At 66.2% G+C, this 15,523-nt stretch carries 17 protein-coding genes and 4 pseudogenes; 9 read left to right on the top strand and 12 right to left on the bottom strand.

The annotated features are described in order from the left end of the window. The first annotated feature begins 611 nt into the window (after positions 1 to 611). On the top strand, positions 612 to 839 hold the full coding sequence (locus tag ACFYYF_RS00265; RefSeq protein WP_388769663.1) for a hypothetical protein: 228 nt from the start codon (positions 612 to 614) through the stop codon (positions 837 to 839). A gap of 387 nt (positions 840 to 1,226) precedes the next feature. Here the strand turns inward: ACFYYF_RS00265 and ACFYYF_RS00260 are convergent, their stop codons facing one another. Continuing rightward, positions 1,227 to 1,427, bottom strand: coding sequence for a DUF2191 domain-containing protein (locus ACFYYF_RS00260; protein WP_388769661.1), 201 nt, complete (start codon positions 1,425 to 1,427; stop codon positions 1,227 to 1,229). Positions 1,428 to 1,531: 104 nt separating this feature from the next. Here ACFYYF_RS00260 and ACFYYF_RS00255 point away from each other — a divergent pair. From ACFYYF_RS00255 to ACFYYF_RS00235, 5 genes and pseudogenes are all read left to right on the top strand, one after another. Continuing rightward, positions 1,532 to 1,747, top strand: a pseudogene (locus ACFYYF_RS00255) (IS5/IS1182 family transposase); the annotation flags it as partial. 787 nt (positions 1,748 to 2,534) lie between these two features. After that, on the top strand, positions 2,535 to 2,834 hold the full coding sequence (locus tag ACFYYF_RS00250; protein WP_388769659.1) for a hypothetical protein: 300 nt from the start codon (positions 2,535 to 2,537) through the stop codon (positions 2,832 to 2,834). 211 nt (positions 2,835 to 3,045) lie between these two features. Continuing rightward, entirely contained in the window at positions 3,046 to 3,363 is a 318-nt protein-coding gene (locus ACFYYF_RS00245; RefSeq protein WP_388769657.1) for a hypothetical protein, read from the top strand. Between the two features lie 48 nt (positions 3,364 to 3,411). Continuing rightward, complete coding sequence (locus ACFYYF_RS00240) at positions 3,412 to 3,750, top strand: hypothetical protein (protein ID WP_388769655.1); 339 nt, start codon at positions 3,412 to 3,414, stop codon at positions 3,748 to 3,750. Between the two features lie 463 nt (positions 3,751 to 4,213). Beyond that, positions 4,214 to 5,458, top strand: a complete 1,245-nt coding sequence (locus ACFYYF_RS00235) for a PQQ-binding-like beta-propeller repeat protein (RefSeq protein WP_388769653.1) — start codon at positions 4,214 to 4,216, stop codon at positions 5,456 to 5,458. 156 nt (positions 5,459 to 5,614) lie between these two features. Here ACFYYF_RS00235 and ACFYYF_RS00230 read toward each other — a convergent pair whose 3' ends face one another. After that, on the bottom strand, positions 5,615 to 6,202 hold the full coding sequence (locus ACFYYF_RS00230) for a hypothetical protein (protein WP_388769651.1): 588 nt from the start codon (positions 6,200 to 6,202) through the stop codon (positions 5,615 to 5,617). Between the two features lie 86 nt (positions 6,203 to 6,288). Between ACFYYF_RS00230 and ACFYYF_RS00225 the strand changes: the two genes are divergently transcribed. Further along, positions 6,289 to 6,852 (top strand): hypothetical protein, encoded by a 564-nt coding sequence (locus ACFYYF_RS00225; protein ID WP_388769649.1) that lies wholly within the window; start codon positions 6,289 to 6,291, stop codon positions 6,850 to 6,852. 34 nt (positions 6,853 to 6,886) lie between these two features. On the opposite strand, the pseudogene ACFYYF_RS00220 reads toward ACFYYF_RS00225, so the two are convergent. From ACFYYF_RS00220 to ACFYYF_RS00205, 4 genes and pseudogenes are all read right to left on the bottom strand, one after another. Beyond that, a pseudogene (locus ACFYYF_RS00220) lies at positions 6,887 to 7,418 on the bottom strand (transposase); the annotation flags it as partial. Between the two features lie 10 nt (positions 7,419 to 7,428). Continuing rightward, positions 7,429 to 7,896, bottom strand: a complete 468-nt coding sequence (locus ACFYYF_RS00215) for a hypothetical protein (RefSeq protein WP_388769647.1) — start codon at positions 7,894 to 7,896, stop codon at positions 7,429 to 7,431. Positions 7,897 to 7,987: 91 nt separating this feature from the next. Next, positions 7,988 to 8,143 (bottom strand): annotated as a pseudogene (locus ACFYYF_RS00210) (VOC family protein); the annotation flags it as partial. A gap of 296 nt (positions 8,144 to 8,439) precedes the next feature. Then, the gene (locus tag ACFYYF_RS00205; protein ID WP_388769645.1) at positions 8,440 to 9,807 is read right to left on the bottom strand and encodes an FG-GAP and VCBS repeat-containing protein; all 1,368 of its coding nucleotides are present in this window, start codon (positions 9,805 to 9,807) and stop codon (positions 8,440 to 8,442) included. A gap of 488 nt (positions 9,808 to 10,295) precedes the next feature. Here ACFYYF_RS00205 and ACFYYF_RS00200 point away from each other — a divergent pair, with 488 nt between their 5' ends. Beyond that, positions 10,296 to 10,529, top strand: a complete 234-nt coding sequence (locus tag ACFYYF_RS00200) for a hypothetical protein (protein ID WP_388769643.1) — start codon at positions 10,296 to 10,298, stop codon at positions 10,527 to 10,529. Positions 10,530 to 11,277: 748 nt separating this feature from the next. Beyond that, complete coding sequence (locus tag ACFYYF_RS00195) at positions 11,278 to 11,448, top strand: hypothetical protein (protein WP_388769641.1); 171 nt, start codon at positions 11,278 to 11,280, stop codon at positions 11,446 to 11,448. Positions 11,449 to 11,581: 133 nt separating this feature from the next. Here the strand turns inward: ACFYYF_RS00195 and ACFYYF_RS00190 are convergent, their stop codons facing one another. The 6 genes and pseudogenes from ACFYYF_RS00190 to ACFYYF_RS00165 form a co-directional block, all read right to left on the bottom strand. Beyond that, complete coding sequence (locus tag ACFYYF_RS00190) at positions 11,582 to 12,283, bottom strand: hypothetical protein (protein WP_388769639.1); 702 nt, start codon at positions 12,281 to 12,283, stop codon at positions 11,582 to 11,584. A gap of 131 nt (positions 12,284 to 12,414) precedes the next feature. Beyond that, on the bottom strand, positions 12,415 to 12,594 hold the full coding sequence (locus ACFYYF_RS00185) for a hypothetical protein (protein WP_388769637.1): 180 nt from the start codon (positions 12,592 to 12,594) through the stop codon (positions 12,415 to 12,417). Positions 12,595 to 13,091: 497 nt separating this feature from the next. Continuing rightward, positions 13,092 to 13,568, bottom strand: a complete 477-nt coding sequence (locus ACFYYF_RS00180; RefSeq protein WP_388769635.1) for a DUF6924 domain-containing protein — start codon at positions 13,566 to 13,568, stop codon at positions 13,092 to 13,094. Positions 13,569 to 13,657: 89 nt separating this feature from the next. Next, positions 13,658 to 14,149: a hypothetical protein gene (locus tag ACFYYF_RS00175; RefSeq protein WP_388769633.1), complete on the bottom strand. Its 492-nt coding sequence runs from the start codon at positions 14,147 to 14,149 to the stop codon at positions 13,658 to 13,660. Between the two features lie 225 nt (positions 14,150 to 14,374). Beyond that, complete coding sequence (locus ACFYYF_RS00170; protein ID WP_388769631.1) at positions 14,375 to 14,884, bottom strand: hypothetical protein; 510 nt, start codon at positions 14,882 to 14,884, stop codon at positions 14,375 to 14,377. 86 nt (positions 14,885 to 14,970) lie between these two features. After that, positions 14,971 to 15,135 (bottom strand): annotated as a pseudogene (locus tag ACFYYF_RS00165) (ISL3 family transposase); the annotation flags it as partial. Between the last annotated feature and the right edge of the window lie 388 nt (positions 15,136 to 15,523).

The following is a 15,523-nucleotide window of genomic DNA, read 5'->3' as shown; positions in this document are numbered from 1 at the left end:
ACCCGGCAGCACCCGTGAGCACGTCGTCGACGTCGCCGTCCGGCCGTGCCTTTCCTGATGGCCCGGACTCGGCTGTCAGGGCGGGGCAGACTCCTGGCATGGTGATCACAGGCTTACCCCTGTCTCAGGGTGCCACGCTGATCAGGCGTGATCGCAGTGCGGACGCAGGCCCGTTGACGGTGGTCGTACGACGTTCGAACGGTTCTCTGGGGCTGCACGGCGCGGTGGTCACGTTCCCCGTACCTGCGCCGACAGGGGGGCGCCCGGTCCTGGTCGGTAGTGTCTCTGGAAGGAGCCTTGAGCGAGAGATCACTTGGCCAATCGGACGCTCATACGCACGAGTTCGAGGGGACTTGCCGCAAGCCGAGCTGATCGCTGTCGCCGCCGCCACCAGCGTCGCCTCGGGCCGCCCCGAGGTCGACTCACCGCCCGGACTTTCAGTAACGGCAACGGGCACCTCACGCCCGGCCTACATACACGAGGCCCGATACAGCTCAGCCGAGACGGGGGAGGCAGACGAGCTCCCAGGCGGTCTGACCTTCACCGGCGTCGCCCGATGCGGTGGCTTCGAAGACCAGTTGTACGCCGCCCGTGTTCAGACGGCAGGGACCGTGAATGGCAAGCCCGCGATCATCACGTCTGCGTTCGGTGGCAACGGCGCGCTGGCTTGGGAGCCGGTGCCCGGTGTCGTGGCGTACATCGGCTACAGCGGGGCCCAACTCGACAGAGGTGCCGTAGCCGCCATGCGCCGTCTGGCCGCGCGGACACGTCTGCTGAGTCCTGAGCAGTGGCAGGCCACCAGCCCTACAACGAGCGACCAGATCAACAACTTCGGCTGATGCGACTGAGATCTCAAGCCGTGGAGCCCGACCCGCCTCACCCCAGCACAACGTGTATCGCTCAGCAGCCCAACGCCTCTGGCCGTGAGGCCAAGGCACTGCTCTATCCGAAGGCCGGCCACGGAATCGGAGGCCTCCCCTACCTGCTTCTTGGGGTCGACGGTGGTGGCACGCGTGCGGCGAACGAACAGTCCATGGACAGCAGTTGGCCTCAGCTACTCCAACTGCTCGAACGATGATGCCGAGGACGGACCTGATGGGATAGTTGCGACCGCACTGGCGTCCGGACGGTCCGGAGACAAGTCCGGGGCCGCCGTACTTCCCGTTGCCTGGACCTCCTCGATCGGAACTATGGGCACAACGGTCATTGAGGTTTCCCGGCAGGGCTCAGCCTTGCGGCTCCTGCGGCTTGACGTCGAGCTCGCGCAGACTTTGGTCCTTGAGTTCGGTGCGGGCCTCCGTACGGTGGCCACGGGCGATGTAGTCCCGCACGACCGCCTCGATCGCGTCCTGGGGCCATCCGATCCCTGCCAGGACCATCCCTTCCACTACAAGTTCGGCGTCGAGACTGATATTGACCTTGGCCACCGTGCCCCCTCATCGCGTCGCATCCGCACCTTAGCTGCTCACCGTTCCGTCGCTTGCGCTCAAGATGCGATCTCAGTGGTGGCCCCGAGTGGGATGCTCTTGCTGTGGCTGGTGTGATCACGGCTTCGGAGCCGTTGTGGACAGCCCCGTTCACCGGGCTGAGCCCGCATCAGTTCGGCAAGCTGATCACCGCGCTGCGGCGTGAAGGCGCGGACCCCGTCCGCAAGGGCCGGCCATGAAGCCTGCCAATGGAGCACAGGGTTCTACTGGCCGCCGCATACTGGCGCACGAACCGCACCCTGCGGCAGCTCGCCCCGGTCGCTTCTGGGGAAGGAGAGCGGTAGGGGCAGCGGCTCTCCTGAGGGATCGGCGGAGGGCGTGTCTGCCGTGTATGCGCAGTAAGTCGCTGGCTTCGAAGTTTCCCGCAGGGCGGTCTCCGCCGATTCGAGTGTCCGCCGAAGACGAGCTGCCTCGGCTCGCGTCTCCTCGGTCCAGTCGTGGACGGGACCGTTCGCTCGGACATGGTCAGCCATCGACACGCGAGCCGCGTTGGCAGCGGATTGCGGGGCCACAAGGGAGTTGGGAACCTGTGTGTCGTCCAGCTCCACATGTTAGGCACGGCCAGGGGGAGTGCCGTAGGGCAGTGGCAGGCTCAGGGCGTTGTTGCGCGAGTGGCATGGCCTCGGAAACGGCAAAGGGCAGCCTGGGAGGAAACACCGTCCTGAACTTGGCCCTTTCGTGTCATGCCGTCGCCCAGAGCAAGCCACGTCGGCGGAAGTGCGGCGGTGAGTCCTTGGGCGAGGACCTCTTCGTCCCAAACTCTCGGCTGGGTGGTCATGGGAAAGATCGGGCGGGTATCTGCGTTGCATGGACTCAGGTACAGCGGCAGTGTTCGGTGCGGCCATCGGAACGCTGGGTGGGGCCGGGGGTGGTTGGCTCACACTTGTTGGTCAAGCTCGACAGCAGGAGCGCCAGCAACGAATAGACCAGCAGCACCGGCTGGAGGAAGTGCGCCGGGAGGCATACAGTGCTTGCCTCAGTGCGTCAAAGCAGGTGTCGGCCCGATGGTGGAGGGTTGCGGTCCGGCTCCGCACAAGCGGCACCACGATGGATCAGTGGGAGGCAGAAGCCGTGGAGGCGCATGCGGCATGGGCGCCGTTCAGCTCGGCGGTGGCCGCCGTTGCACTCGTGGGTCCTGGCTCTGTGTCAGATGCAGCTGAAGACTTGCGACGCGCCATGTACGCGCTGGACCAGGCGGCAGTCGCCTGGCACGAAGCGGCTTGCGTCGCAGGTCGCGGCAACCTTGCCGAGTTCGACGAGAAATACATGGAAGCCGTGGCAGCCAAACGAGAGCCCGGAAGGGTCTTCCAGCAGGCAGCCCGAAAGGCGCTCAACGCCGAAGCGTGAGCCGGACGGCGGCCCCTACTTCGGTACCCGAGGTCGGCGCCTTCGGCTCGGGAAGCTGAGGTGATCAGCGGTGTGTTGAGGGGCTGACCCGAGGTGGAAGGGGTGTCGACGACTGGTGGCCGCTTCCCAACTTCCCCGGTGTTGCGGTACTTCACTGCTGCACAGCTGGACCCCGCTTCCGAACGAGTTGCCGCCTGGAGAGAATCGGGGCATGGGTAAGCCAGACTTGAACGACCGGCTCCGCCCGCTGTGGGAGGAGCACCGGCACGCGTCGTTCCCCGGCCGTTTCCGCGGTGTGAACATCGCGGGCGTGGAGCTGGTCCTGCTTGATTCCAGCGCTGCGGCTCTGATCATGGGAGAGCTGAGCGGCGGGCTGGATGATGACGAAGTTGCGATCCTCTGGGCGTGTATCACGGACCTCGACAAGATCTTGCCCCTGATCGATGACGAGTACTGCAGGGACTACTACGCACGACTACGGGTGCTGGCCGGGCTCGTCGCGCCGAGGTACATTCCCAGCGCAATCTGAGGTCTCCACCAGCTGTCCAGGCCGAGGTGCCCTGCTGACCGGAGGTTGATGGTGTACCACGACCGATCGATCGGCCTGGCAGGCATCGCCGTCAACGCACTGCGGGGCCCGCATGTGACCCTGGATGGGTTGGCTCTCGTAGGTCAGGTGCCATCACATGTGGAGGCTCCGTTCATCGGCTACCTCGAGACCCACAAGATGGAACTGCGGTATTCCCAGATCGAGGATCCGTGCTCGGAGCAGCTTGGTCTGGTGCTTCGGACGCAGCGGGCTGGTGACCTCGTGCTGAGCCGCCCGGTGATGGTGGCCGAGGCGTGGGCCGAGCGTTGTGGGGACACCACCGAGGGCTTCATCCCTCACCAGGAGTGGAAGACCTTCGAGTGGTGAACGCCGGCATGCCCTAGCGGCTGGTCAAGCCGGAAGAACCGTGCACGGCGAGGCGTACGACCATACGCCCAGGCGGCCCGTCGGACCGAACATGCTCGAGGGTTGCGTTCTCATTTCCCGTCGCCGGAGTCGGAGTGGAGTCGGAGAAACGAGGCACCTCTACGGGCCCGAAATCAGAGAGTCGAGCTGAATGTATGAAAGGCGTATCTCGTCTCGTATGTCGATCACGCGTCAGCGTGGGCGGCAGGCTTTCGACGGTGCCCGACTTGCTCTGCTCCTGATGGGGAGTGAAGATCCCTGAGCTGCCCCTGTCACAGTGACGGGCGCAGGGCCCTTGGGGGGCACGATCGTGGTACAGCGGATGAATTTGCTGGGAGAACCAGGGGTGGGACTGCCGGGGATACCCGGCAGGACCGAGAGGAGTCGCACGGGCTGGCTCTGGGACCGCCCGTGGAAAATCTATGTGCTCTTGGTGGTATTCCTGCTCCTCAAAGCGGGCGTGGCACTGGACAGTTGGTACATGAAACGGGACGTGTTCACCGGCGCCCACGGCCCCTTTCCCGCCGTGTTCGCCGCCGAGGCCCCGGTCGCGCCTGAACACCTCCTGAGCCTCCCGGGGGGTACGCAGGTGCTGGTACACGGTTTGTCCCTGCGGTGGACGGACGACTACACGGACAAATACAACGGAATGGCGGCCGTCAACGTGCGGACCGGCAAGGAGTACTGGCACTACGAGCGCCACGATGTGGACGAATCTCTTGTGTCGCAGTTCGGGGCGTCGGAACGCACGGTGGTGGCCCGCTTCACCGACGGGAAACTCGTCGCCCTCGATCTGCGTACCGGCAGACTGCTGTGGCACGCGGAGATTCGGGCCGGCGACCGCGGTCGGAACGTGAAGATCGCCGGAGGTCAGGTCCTCACCGAGGATGCCGGTGCCGTGCGCGCTTTCGACGAGCGTGGCGGCCGGGACCTGTGGACGGCGAAGACGCCCCAGTGGTGTCACGAGGTATTCCTCAGGTCAATCCACACACTCCCGGACCATCTGAGCGCCGTCCAGGTGCTGTGCAACGGCTCGGGACGCTACGGCGCGGACGACATCGGCCTGCTGATGGGTGTCGACAACCGCACGGGCACGGTCCTTTGGCAGCAACGCACCGTCGACCCGGATCTGACGAGCTGGGGCGGAGGGCACACATTGGTCGCTCCGGACCCGGCCCGCCGGAAGCCCGTTCAGCTGCTCGACATGAACCGTCAGGGGATCACTTCGCGCACTGACCTCCCGCTGGACAAGTGGGACGTGGTCGCCGTGGGCAACGGCACCGTGCTGTCCGGCACGAACCCGAAGAACGGTGCAAGCAAACACGACACTCTCCTGAGCGCCTTCGACGCCGTGGACGGACATCCGACGTGGCAGTTGCGGGCGCCGGGCGACCACGAGTTCGGGATCCCCAAGATTGCCGACGGCAGGGTGTACGTCGTACGCCAGCCGTATCTCACGTCGGCGGACGCCGGCAGTCAGTTCCTCGCCGACCTGCTCGTCCTCGACGCGGACACAGGACGCCTGCTCCACACCCTGCGACTGCCGACCATGACGGCGGACGACGAGACCCCCGACTACGAGAAACTCGTCATCGGCGACGTATCCGACGGCGCGGTGGGCATCGGCTGGCGCGACGATGGAGGAGAGCTTCTGATCGCCACCGACTGACGGACCCCGCCTCCGGAGCGAAGTTTGGTGCGGATCGATCGCTTACGGACGCGCTGAACCTCGCCCCCTGTGCCTACGCGTACTCCTCGGCCCATGACCGTGCGACATCGCGGAATCCCCGACAGAGCGGATTTTCGCGAACGCCCACGACACCTGTCAGATGTGGGAAGTGATGCCGGTGACAGGGTCGTGGGAGATCAGCGTCAGCATCTCCGGGTCATACCGGACGGTCTCGCCTGTCAGCAGAGCCCGTCGTTGACTGGCCGTCGCGACCTCGACCAGGAACCGCAGCACGGCGGCCACCCCGACCCCGTCGAGGATGTCGTCGGGCCAGACGGAGAACTCGATCTCCTCCTCGTCGCAGGGCAGGGAGAAGAGCCACACGCTGCCGAAGCGGGCCCGGAAGACGAAACTCGTCCCGCGGCCCTCCGGATCGTCCGCCCAGGCGCGGAAGAGATCGGCGAAGGCGGGACGCACGGGATCGAGCTGGGGGTAGGGGTGCTCCACTTCGGTCTCGTCGGCTACCGCACGCAACCGTTCGAGGACCGCGATCCACACGGCACGGGTCGTGTCGAGGACGCGAATGTCTCTCAGGCTGCCGTCGATATGGAAGACATCGCACATCCACGGCTCGGGCAGGCACCGCGCGCGGGTACCGTGCTCACCGGCGTGGAGGTCCTCGTGCGTCAACCCGACCCGCTCCTCCGTGTTCGTCTCTCCTCTGGCACCAATGCCAGAGGTCACCACTGTATGGAAGGGGCTACCGGGTCGGACCGTCCATTAGGTGATCTCTGGCATGCTGGCGCGACGCCCATGAAAGGTGACAGTGCGTGGGAAGTCTCTTGAAAGGCGTCTCCGGCGTCCGGTGGGGGGAACTGCGCGACGCCCGAGGGCTCCCCGCCGGGGGCATCCCGCCGCTGCTTTCCCGGATCGCGTACGGAGATGAGGGTACTGCCCGCCTCGCGGTCGACGAACTGGGTTACAGAGTCTGCGTGTTGGGGTTCGTAGTCGGTGAGGCGACCCCTTCGACGGTCCCCTTCCTTCTGGAGCTCGTCGGGGCCCCGTACGTGCCCTGTAAGGCGGAGCTGTTGGATCTGCTGGAGGGCATCTATCGGACGGATAACTGGCACTCTTCGGCCGCGGCGGCCGGCAGGCTGAAGCGCACCGGCTTCCGGGAGCAGCCTGTATGGGAATCAGCCTCCAGGGAAGCCGTGCACGCAGGCCGACTGGTCATCGAGGGCCTCGCCTCGTCCATGTGTCCGGAAGACGCTGAACCAGCACGCAAACTGCTGCTGGCGAGGACGAGGTGCCGCCGTTCCCGGACCTTTGAGGAAGGACGCCCGCTCGGGGACCGGCAGCCGCATTGGCGGGGAGAGCCCAGGGACGGCACTTAAAGATCATCTCGGGGCAAGCCCTACTGATCGTTTCAAATGCCGCCCGGCGGCGCCGGAAACGGGTGATGCTGCAGGCAAGTTCGAGGAGTCCCTGGTGGAGGTCGGCAATTCGCTCGCAGCGGATGCAGAGTCGCGTTGACTGGTGTGCAGTCGGGCGAACGCCGCTCGACCACCCAGCGAACCTTGCCCAGTCCGGAACCGTGGGTGGCGCCGCGTCGCCCGATCAACGGCTTGATGCCGTGCTGCCACAGCGAGCGGCGGTACTTGTCGAAGTCGTAGCCGCAGTCTGCGTACAGGTGCCAGGGTTTGTGGCGAGGGCGTCCCGCGGGCCGCGAGTCGATGGGATCGCGTCGAGCAGAGGCTTGAGCTGGGGGACATCGCCCCGGTTGCCGCTGGTGAGCGCGACAGCGAGCGTGGCTCCGTGGCGGTCGACGAACAGAGGGTGCTTGGAGCCGGGACGGCACGGTCGACGGGCCCGCGGGAGCCGACGTTGCGCGGCCGGGCCGGATGTGCGAGCCATTCACGGCGCAGTCGTCCAGGTCCAGTGAGTCCGCGCGGTGCAGCTGAAGCGTTGGATCAGACCTCTCGCCGGTTAGCCGGCCAGGGGATTTCTTGGAGAACGTCCTCAGGAGTCGGCACCGCGTCCGGGAAGTGCCGGCGGATCTCCCGAACTACCGAGGCATCCGCGGTGCAGAGGTCCCAACTCGTGCTGTCGAACTCCCGCAGCACCACCTGCAGCTCATTGCCGGCGTACCCCGCGAAGTCCGCGTCAACAAACTGGAGGTCCGGCGCGACCAGGGTCAGCAGTTCCAGGGTGCCTATACCCGCACCGGAGGAAGCCTTCTCGATCTCGGCAAACCGGGGGACCAGCCGAGCGTCGTCGATCCGCACCTTCCAAGTGAGGCCGAGCCCGAAGCTCCCCAGGCGCACCAGGAGTTCCGCGAGCGTGACGTAGTGCCGACCGGAGGCGCCGTTCTGCCCAGGAAGGCGGTCACGCCAGGCCGCGAACGTGATCGACTGAAATGGGCCAGGGGGTCGCACCATCGATGCGGGCTCCGTTCGCTCGCGAGGCTCAGTGTGTTTCACAGCATGATCTTCCCCAACCGCAAACTGCAGGTCATTTTGAAACCGTCAGCTAGCCAACGAGCGTCGCCTTCAGGCGTACCACGCAGAACTCGTTCCCCTCGGGAACCGTCAGTATGGTCCACGATTCCTTGCCGCTCTGCCCCACGTCCGCCTTGCGGGCCCCGAGCGCGAGGAGCCGCGCGATCTCCGCCTCCCAATCCTCGGCCTCGGTGGCATTGCATTGCGATGCAGCACCAAAGGGGTGACTGCGGCCCCAACCGTCCCCTTTGGTCCTACTCACCTCTGCGCTCGATAACGACGTTCGGGCTCAGGCGAGTCTCCGTTGGTCCGGACATCGCGACCGGATCTCCTCACTAGGGAGAGCGATCGTGGCTTCTGGTGCCTGTCTCCCCACCCCTGGGCGCCCGGCAAGCACAACTGCCGTACGCACTGGCCGACGGTGCTCCCGCGCTCCGCGCGGGCGACGGGATGCAGAGACAGGCTCCTGTTCGGCTGGGGGAGTTATTGCAGGAAACCGTCAATGGGCGCCGCGTTGTATTCCGTCGCGCCCGTCGTGGTGATGCCGCTGGCCGAGCCGGGCAGCCGCAGATCGCCGGTGGCGCTCACATAGAGGTCGGCCTTTCCGTCACCGTTCGTGTCGCGCAGCCGTACGAGGCCACCGAACTGGTCGTCGGCCGTCAACGCACCGGGCACGCCGGGGGTGTTGCGGGCGAACCACTGCGAACCGGTACCGGACAGGCCGCTCGCCCGCCCCTTGAAGACGTGCACGCCGCCCGCGTAGTCCTTGCCGTCGATCTCCTCGCCCCGCACGCCGACCGCGAGATCGGCGTAGCCGTCGCCGTTGACGTCGCCCGCCGAGATGGATGAGCCGAACTCGTCGTAGTTCTCCGGAGTTCCGGCGACGCCACTGGTCGATTGGGTGAAGCGGGCGTTTCGGGACGGGCCGGCGGAGGAGCCGTACCAGACGCTGACGCGGCCCTTGTGCTGGGAGTAGAGGGATGTGCCGACGGCGATGTCGCCGTAGCCGTCCTTGTTGAAGTCGGCGATGACACCGTCGCCGCCGCGCTCGGAGCTGCCGCCGTTGCCGGACTCGGACTCCAGGCGGAGGCTGTTGGCCGGGGTGAGCGAGCTCGTGCCGCCCTTGATGAACCAGACGTCGGACGCGATGTAGTCGAGGGTGACCACGTCACCGATGATCGCCAGGTCGGTCTTCGTGTCGCCGTTGACCTTGCCGGAGATCAGGGCCGTGGCGTTGAAGGACGACGTCTTGTCGAGCTTGGTCACGGTGCCGGTGGTGCCGGAGCGCTTGAACGGGCCGCGGTAGACGTAGGTCATGGAGCCGTTGATGACGGCCAGGTCCTGCTTGCCGTCTCCGTTGAAGTCGCCGGCCGCCAGATCCTTGCCCATGTAGTTGTTGCGGCCCGGGTTCTTGTTCGGGAGAGTCGTGCCCGTGGACAGGCCGGAAGCGGAGCCCCAGAGAATCGTCACGTTGCCCTGGTCGGTGCCGTGGGAGCCGTTTTCGCCGGTCGCTGCCACTGCGAGGTCGCCGTATCCGTCGCCGTCGAAGTCCGCGGCGGTCCGCACCTCGCCGAACATGTCGTCGGCCTCGTCGGAGCCGGGCACGCCGGCACTCGACTGGGTGATGCGCTGCTGCGTGGAGCCGGGCCCGGTGGCGGTCCCGAAGACCACGGTGACGCCGCCGCCCCCGTGGGCACTGAAGCTCGCGTACGCGTAGTCGCGGTAACCGTCGCCGTTGAAGTCGTCACCGTGCTTCGCGGGCGCGGCGCTCGCTGCCGCCGCGGGCAGGGCAAGGGGGATGAATCCCGATACCAGGAAAGTGGCGAGCGTGGTCGCTGTGCGGTTGGGCATGGGCGTTGGGGGTTCCTTGTAAGTCGCGGAAGCGGTGGATCACTCGGCGATCTGGGCGCCGAAGCTGGATGCGTGGCTGGGGGTACGCAGGAGTGTCACGTCGTTCACCGAAAGTTGCCTCGGGTGACGCGTGGGGTCCGTGAACAGAGACGAACGATGGGGGCGAACGGTTGTACGTTGATGCAGAGGGATTCGCCGCCGGTTCGGCGACGACATCGACTCCGTGCCGTCCTTCAACGACGCCCACGGCACCTCCCGCACCCCGCTCCGCATGGTCGATCAGGCTGCCAGCCTCGCCGACGCTCGCGGCTTGCAACCCCGGTTCCGGACCGGCTGTCCCGCACCCGAATCCGCGAGGTCGGGTGCGGGACAGGCCGGCCGGGGAACGTCTGACTGGCACGCAGCGGGGTGTGCCCCTATGTGTTTGGTCAACGTCGAATGCCAGTAGGTTCGTGTGGTCGAGGGCGGGCCGAACTGTAGGGGTGTGCATGGGTGATAGCCAGGTCACGATCGAGCTCACGAGTGACGAGGCACTGGTGCTGTCGCACTGGCTGGAGAAGCTCCAGATGACGGACCTGAGCCAGGTTGTGGACGAACCGGCGGTCTGGGCACCGATCCATAGGATCGCCGGAACGCTGGACAAGGCGCTTCCTGAACTGTTCGCGTCCGACTATGACCAGCGGCTTGAGGCGGCTCGTCAGCGGCTTCGGCCGGAGGACTGATCGGGGCTGAACTCTTCACCGGGCCGAAGCGGGTTGGAGTTTGTAGCAGCGTTGGTGTCTGCCGTTGATGTCAGCCCGTGGCGGTCTTGGCCTGATGAGCTGGGGCTGTGTCAGAGGTTCCCTGGAAGCTATGATCCGCTGCCGACCTGCCGCTTCCGACGTGTCCAGGCGGGTCTTTCGAGGGGATGACGTGATCAGGCGAGTACGCGAGGTTGCCGGGATGGTCCTGGTGGCAGCCGTTGTTGTTTCCGGGTGCGGTGGCGCAGAGTCCGGGGGAGCGAAGTCCTCCTCGGAGCCTACGTCGACGGCAAGCCCTGACAGCAAGGCCGGCACACCCAGTGCTCAGGCCCTCGGAGGCGAGGCTGAACCTCCACTCGATGGCCACTGGCTTTACCCTGCCTGGGATAACCGCGAAGGCGCCGTCATCCTCCATATCGACGGCCAACAAGTCGAACTGAACGGCAGACATCACTGTCTGGGCAAAGCGTCCAAAGAGGCTGGACAGCATGTCATCAGACTTAAGTGCGATGACGGCAATACTGACCGGACTGTAGGGCGGGTGTATGGGCTGTCACGGAAGTCCATGACCGTCGATTGGGAAGGGTTCGGAGCAGACGCCTTCTATCGGCAGAAGGTTGCGGCAGCGGGCAAGGCGCGCACGGACGCGTAGGGCCACCAGCCTGTGCTCGAAGACGGTGAGAGGCTGGCTCCGAGACTGTGGGCGGGAGCTGCCACCGGGCGAGTGATCATGGTCCCGCAAGGCGTCGACGGCGACACGGTCAGGTTCGGCGCCTGGTTCGCCAAGGCCCGCACCTCACACCGCGACGGCCGGCTCCCCGAGGCTCACTCCCGCCTGGCCGCCATGCTCTTCGACGGCGACGGGACGACCGTGGGCGCAGTCCCGGCCGTACCAGCGTAGGCGCATGCCCACCGCGCCTGAGCCCGGCGCGACACCGCAGCTCAGGCCTCGTTCTAGGAGACGCACCGACAAGGCGGTCACTGCCCAGTTCGCTCTCCTTTGGGGAGGCCGTTGTCACCGCGGCTTGAGACGGTCAGCGGGGCGTGAGGCAGGCCTCGAGGGCGGCTCGCTGTTGCGACGGCAGATGGTCGCCGAGGGGGACTTTGCGGGGGCTGTGATCGCCCTCGCAGAGCCAGCTCTGTTCGTCGTCGTCGAACCACCAGTCCTCGGCGCCCCACATGGGGTGTCCCCGGAGCAGTTGTCTGGCCAACGCCTCGCTGGCCTCGGGCGCGCCCTGGGCGACCAGAGCCTCGACCACTGCCGTCACGGCCTCCCCCGCAATCGCCGTGTCGCCGAGAACCGGCAGCAGTAGGAGGAGGCGGGCGTGAGGGTCGGTGACGCCTGCCGCACCCGGTGGTGCGTCCAGCAGCGCGGCGAGCTCGGGCCAGCACAGCCCCGGGCCGATGCGGTCCTGATCGTCGCTGGACAGCACGAGATCCTGGCGCCAGTCGGGATGGGTGAGGAAGTAGTCCCTGGTCGTGAACTCCTCGCCGCTGTTGAAGTGCACGAGGATCGCGAAGCCGCCTGCCAGCGGCACCGTGAACATGGGCCACGCCGACGGGTCGTGGAGTGTGTCCAGCATGACGTCCCCGTCGCCCGCGTCCGACGCGAAGGCTTCCGGCGTGAACCCCTCAATCAGGTCCGCCAAGTACGCAGGCCAGAAGCCCGGCTCATCCAGGAGCGGATGTCCGTCCACGACGGGCGACGAGGAGTACCAGTGCCGTGCCATCACCATGACGGGATTCTCTCCAAGCCCGGCCAGAACTGTTCCAAGACCCCGCCCCTCACAGATGACCGGCTTGACGGCATGTCGAGGTGTCTCAGCCGCAGTCCGCTGGCCGCGTCGTCCTGCACACTGCTCGGAACCTACTGGCGTTCGGTGCGGGCAGGTTCGGGGAACATCGAGAACTTTGTGAGTGGTGCGCCCTTCAGGCAGGGAGTGTTCGCGAGCACGTTCGTCTCGCCGGAGCCCTTCACGTAGGAGACGAAGACGGTGAATTCCCCGAATGTGCCCGGGGATGTGTAGCGCCTTCTGTTGTCATGCATGCGCCATCCGCCCATGGTCCAGCCCTGTCTCTGGAGGTCGGCTCGGACTTCCGGGCCGACGTCCGCAGACCTCACCCCTTGGAGGAGCGACATGGTGACCGTGTGTCTCGCGGTGCCCGGATCCTGGCAGTCAGGAGCGGTCGCCACTGCGGGATGTACGGCGCCGATCGGGGGCGGTCCTGACCTCCGTGCGGCCGTGGTCACCTTGAGCAGCAGCTCGTGGAGTCGCTCATCGGCTTGGTCGAGTGTGGTGGCCGTAGTCAATGACTGCGTGGTGGGCGGAGTCGCTGACTGGGAGGTGGCCGAAGTCGACGGCTGTGCGGTGGAGGTGGGGGAGGCCTGTGAGTCCGAGCAGGCTGTGACCAGGGCAAGAGTCCCCAGAGCGGCGCATATGGATACTCGACGTCGACGCACTGTTTCCCCTAGATGATCGCAAAGAGAGCTGATGGTATCTCCAGAGGTCCGGCCGGGCCGTGGGGGCTTCCTGTGAACTCTGTTCAGAAGGACCGGTAGATCCGCTCGGGATCATCGTGAGCCGATCCGGCGTACTCCTCGAAGCCCAAGTTGCCGATGTCCAGGTTGGCGTGGACGTCGTGGACCCCTGCGGGGACGGTGCGGAACTCGCGGCCGAACTCGGTCAACTGCTCGTAGTCCTCGTCGTCCGGACAGTCCTCACGCGTCAGCGTGGTGACCGCCAGCAGCGGGTGGCTCTCGGCCTGCATGGTTGCCTGGTCGGCGAGGAAGACAACGGCCAGGTTCTCGTCGCCGCGGATCGCATGCAGCACCTCGTCGACGGTCGCTCCTGCCCAGGCCGGGTCATCTATGAAGTGGACGTGCGCCTCGTACGGTCTGTCCCCCCACGGCTCCATCAGCGCCGCCGTCACGACCTGCCACGCCTGGTCGTCGTGGTAGTCGGTCCTTACGACCAGGACGTCGAACTCGTCACGGCCGGTGACGGTGGGCAACGCTTTCATGGATCCTTCTTTTGTGACGGTTGGTGAGCCGTGACCGGCTGTCGACGGCAAGGCGCCTGGCCTCCCGGCGCAGCCGGCCGCTCGGTCTGTCAGGTGTCGTACTCGCCGTTCCACGGAGCCGAGAAGCCCAACCGATCCGGATAGAGCTCAGCCCAGTCGTGCTCGCCGTCCCCGTCCTCGGCATGGCACTCCGTGATGAGGCCGAAGACCACACCATCAAAGGTGAGCCGGAACGGACGGATCGCGATGTCGCAGTACTCACGTTCTGCGAGACCGGCGAGGACGTCGGCCAGACGGGCTCGCGCGCGGCCAACCACGGAACGCTCGTCATGCGGCCGCTTCATCTGCTCTGCCCACGTACCGGCGCACCAGATGTCGGACTCCTGATGGTGCCCGTCGCCGTCGAACCTGTGCAGCACGACGAAGAGCCGCTTCTGCTCCTCCCAGCCGTCCCCCCTCACGAACCCGTCCGGGAACGCGTAGGTGACCGAGGCCAGAAACTGACCGCCGCTGAACCGCCCGATGGTGCTCGTTCGGTAGCCCGGCTCATGGGCGATAGGGATCATCTCAGGGACAGCCATGCCTGCACCCTAAACACCAGGTGAGCCCCGCCTCTCACTGGGGCCGGGTGGCTTCGTTCATGTTCAGCAGCAGCGTTTGTCGATGAGTTTCCGCAGCAGTTGGACGTCAGCCGGATCGTGGATGTTCACGAGAAGTGGCTCTGGCTCAGGTTCTGTGGTGCGGCCACGTTGAGTGAGCGGACCACCTCGTGGTTGACGATCCCGACGGCGAGAATGAACCCCGGGTTATTCTCCCGCCTCGGCTACAGACCTCTTGCTGAGGAACTGCTTTGCTGCCTCAATCGCCTCTCCGTTGAGTTCCTCGACGGAGACTCCCCAGCTCTCCTCCCAGCCGTCTAGGTTGTGCGCGCAGTACACAAGGGGTTTCAGCTCTTCGGGGTAGCCGAGGTCATAGGCGATGTCTGCCCAGATGAGGTGAGTGCCGGCGGCGGGATCCAGGGATCCGTCGGCGATCTGACCGGCGATCCAGTAGGCCATCGCCCACTTTGCGGCCCGGGGGTCTGCGGGCGGGTGGAAGAGCAGTCCCAACTCCTCCAGCACTTGGTTGAAGAGCTCTGGCGCTTCGGACTCTTCGCTCCGGAGGAGTCCAGCCAGCATGGCCAGGGACGGGCTCTCGACCCCAGCTATCAGCGCGTCCAGACATGCCTGAATGAGCCGGTCCGACCCGACATGCCTGCCAAATGCCCGCTTACGCGCGATGTGTCTGAGCTGATCGAGCGTGTCGTCGCTGGTCATCAAGGTCTTCTCCGTCGACATCCGGGATGGGAAGGCTTGCACATCCGCTGGCGCCGCTGCCATCGAGTTCCCCCGTCGTCGGTGATCAGGACACAGAGGACGCGCTTCCGTAGGAGGGCGAAGCCTGCCCGGCAGAACATCTGGCGCTCGAGCATCTTGATCCGGTTGACGTGCCCTTCCACGACACCTGAGCTCCAGGGCAGTGTCAGTCCGGCGATGACGGCGTGGCGGTCGCGGTCGATGCCGGCGGCACCCCCCTCGACCAGCTCGACAAAACAGTCACCGCATGGACCAGACCGCTCACCGGGCGATCCCTCGAGAGCCTTGTCATGACCAAGCGAGGCCGGGATCGTCGGCACCGCGATCGACTACGGGCTGCGCCTGGCGTTCACCGCGGCCGTGCCCGTCGATCCTGCCACCCGTGCCCGGGATCGGCCTCACCGCTGCCTACGACTCCGACGCGAGCCCTCGGATGCGGCGCGTCGGCGACTAACTCGTCGCTCGCTTGGAGGAGACGGTGCTCGACCTGCGCGCCTTGATGGCCGCGCCTGGCGTTCACCGCGGCCGTGCCCGTCGATCCTGCCACCCGTGCCCGGGATCGGCCTCACCGCTGCCTACGACTCCGACGCGAGCCCTCGG

The organism is Streptomyces sp. NPDC001914 (assembly GCF_042891215.1).
Taxonomy (GTDB): Bacteria; Actinomycetota; Actinomycetes; order Streptomycetales; family Streptomycetaceae; genus Streptomyces.
Note: the sequence above shows the minus strand (reverse complement) of the source record. Positions and strands in the feature narration are given on the sequence as shown.